This is a genomic window from Herpetosiphonaceae bacterium, from assembly GCA_036374795.1.
In the GTDB taxonomy this organism is placed as follows: domain Bacteria; phylum Chloroflexota; class Chloroflexia; order Chloroflexales; family Kallotenuaceae; genus LB3-1.
Genome location: DASUTC010000108.1, coordinates 1 through 3,130 on the forward strand (window position 1 = coordinate 1; position 3,130 = coordinate 3,130).

The window sequence follows — 3,130 nt, forward strand, 5'->3', positions numbered from 1 at the left end:
TACGGCGACGAAGACCGCCAGCGCGTCGCGCTGCCGACCTATCCCTTCGAGCGCCAGCGCTACTGGATCGATCCGCCCGCCGCAGGCACGACCCGCGCGGCTGCCGCGCGGCTGCGCAAGCGCCCGGAGGTGGCCGACTGGCTCTATCTCCCATCGTGGAAGCGCGCGTTGTCGCCGGGCGCATGGTCGCGGGCGGCGCACGCCGACGAGCCGCTCCGCTGGCTGGTCTTGCTCGATGATACTGGCCTGGGCCAGCAGGTGATCGAACAGCTCCGGCTGGCAGGCCACGAGGTGATCACGGTGTGCGCCGGGCAGCGCTTCACCAGGCGCGGCGAGCTGGACTATCTGATCAACCCGCACGTGCCGCAGGAGTATGATCTGCTCCTCGAAGCGATCGAGGAAGACGAGCGCGTGCCCGATACCATCCTTCACCTGTGGAACATCACGGCGCACGACCAGCCGACATCGCCCGGCGCTGACCTTGAGCAGCTTCAGACGTTAAGCTTCTTGAGCGTCCTTTCGCTGACGCAGGCGCTCGCCAGGCACGATCTGCTGGATGACCTTGAGCTCGTCGCGGTGACGAACCGGGCATACGCCGTCACCGAGGAAGACGATCTGCGCGTGGATCAGGCCAGCCTGCTGGGTGCCTGCAAAGTCATCCCGCAGGAATATCCAGGCGTGAGCTGTCGCGCGATCGATATTGTGCTGCCGCATGACGACGCGCCGCGCTTGAGCCAGGTGGTCGATCAGCTTGTCGCCGAGATCACCAGCGGCTCGCCCGATCGCGTGGTTGCCTACCGTGGTCGACATCGCTGGATTCCAACCTTTGAGCCGCTCGACCCGGACGCTGGCGGCGGCGTGGTGCCGTGGCTGCGACCCGGCGGCACCTATCTGGTCGTCAATGGCCTGGAGCAGCCCGGCCACGTCTTTGCCGAGTATCTGGCCCGAACTGCGCAGGCAACCCTGGTGCTGATCGATGAGGCTGCCCTGCCGATGCGCGCTCGCTGGGATGAGTGGCTCGCGACCCATCACGCCGACGATCCGATCAGCCGCAAGATCCGTGGCGTTCAGGAGCTTGAGCGATTGGGAGCCACCGTCGCCGTGCTTCAGGCCGATACCACCGACCTGGCGCAGATGCAGGCGGCGATTCAGTCGATCGACGATCGCTTTGGCGCGCTGCATGGCGTGATCCAGACTGATGGACGCGCGGCGAGTCAGGCGTTTCGCGCGATTCTGGAAACCGATCGCGAGCAGTGGCAGTGGCTCTTTCGGCGGAAAGTCCAGGCGACGCTCGTGCTTGAGGCCGCGCTTGAGGGCCGCGTGCTTGACGTGTGTCTGCTCCAGTCGTCGCTCTCGTCGATCCTGGGCGGGCTGGGACTGATCGCCCACACCGCCGCCAGCGCGACGCTCGATGCCATCGCTCACCGGCAGAGCTTGGGAAGCTCGGTTCCCTGGATCAGCATCAACTGGGATAGCTGGAGCCTGGAGCACGATCGGGAGCAGCCGCGCGAAACGTCGCTCACCGAATTCTCGATCACGCGGTCGGAGGCGCTCGCTGCCCTGGACTATATATTTCGCGCGCCGCGCGCGCCTCAACTGATCGTCTCGACCGGCGATCTCCGCGCCCGCATCGAGCGCTGGATTGGTCGCGCCCCGATCGAGCAGAGCCAGGCGCAGGGAGTGGCGCGTGTCCTCCACCCAAGGCCGGGCCTGCTGGGAGCCTATGTCGCCCCACGCACGGATCTTGAGCATGGCATCGCCGCGATCTGGCAGGCGATCCTTGGGATCGAGCGCATCGGCGTGCATGATAATTTCTTTGAGCTTGGCGGCCACTCGCTGCTGATCACGCAGCTTGCCTCGCGCTTGCGCGAGACGTTCCTGATCGATCCGCCGCTGCGCGCGCTTTTTGAAGCGCCGACGATCGCCGGTTTCGCCGATGTGTTGACGGAGCACGAGTCGGTGCCGGGCCAGGTCGCGGCGATTGCCCGGCTGCACCGGCAGATCGATGCGATGTCCACCGATCAAATTCAGGCAGCGCTGGCGGATAGGAAGCAGGCAGGCCGCCAGCCATGAGCACATACCTGGCGATGCCCGCTGATCCGGCAACACGAAAGGAGGACGGCGCTTGCTCTGTCCCATGACTACGACAGTCTCCGCGCCGCTGACATATGGGTCGTAACGACAAGTCCAAAAAGCGTCTCCTGGCCGACCAAAAAAAGGAGCTGCTGGCGCTGCTGCTGACCGAGGAAGGCTTCAACGTCGATCAGATGCAGCGGATCAGGCCGCGTAGCCGGGCAGAGCATCCGCCGCTCTCGTTCGCGCAGCAGCGCCTCTGGTTCCTCGATCAGCTGGTCCCCGGCTCTCCCGCCTACAATATCTCGACGGCGGTTCGGCTTCAGGGCGCGCTCGACGACACGGCGCTACGCCAGAGCTTGAACGGCGTGATCCGTCGCCACGAGATGCTGCGCACAACCTTTGCCACCATAGATGGACAGCCGGTGCAGCTCATTGCGCCCGATCTGGCGCTGCCGCTGCCGATCGAGGATCTGAGCGGGCTTGAGGCACCGGAGCGCGAAGCGGCGGCGCGGGCCTGTGCCGCCCAGGAGGCCCGCACGGCCTTCGACCTGGCGCGCGGGCCGCTGCTGCGGGCAGCACTGCTGCGCCTGGCTCGGCACGACCATGTGCTGCTGCTGACGCTGCATCATACGATCGCCGATGGCTGGTCGATGGGCGTGTTGATTCGGGAGCTGGCCGCGTTGTACACGGCCTTTGTCGCCGGAGAGCCGTACCGTCTAGCGCCCCTGCCGATCCAGTACGCCGACTTTGCGATCTGGCAGCGCGAGTGGATGCAGGGCGAGGTGCTGGAAACGCAGCTCGCCTACTGGAAGCAGCAGCTTGCGGATCTGCCGCAGCTTGAGCTGCCCGCCGATCGTCCGCGTCCTCCAATCCAGACCTTTCGCGGCGACTTCCGGCGCTTGACGATCCCGGCATCCCTGACCCAGGCGCTTGCCGGGCTGAGCCAGCACGAGGGCGCGACGCTCTTTATGACCCTGCTGGCGGCGCTCACGGTGCTGATCCATCGGTACACGGGCGAAGACGATATTCCGATCGGCTCGCCGATCGCCAACCG

At 66.0% G+C, this 3,130-nt stretch carries 2 protein-coding genes; both read left to right on the forward strand.

Annotation, left to right across the window (positions count from 1 at the left end; genetic code table 11):
• The coding region (locus VFZ66_07315) for a KR domain-containing protein (GenBank protein ID HEX6288982.1) at positions 1–2,073 on the forward strand (2,073 nt) is incomplete at its 5' end.
• Positions 2,074–2,168: 95 nt separating this feature from the next.
• Positions 2,169–3,130: condensation domain-containing protein (locus tag VFZ66_07320; GenBank protein ID HEX6288983.1), on the forward strand; the 962-nt coding region annotated here is incomplete at its 3' end.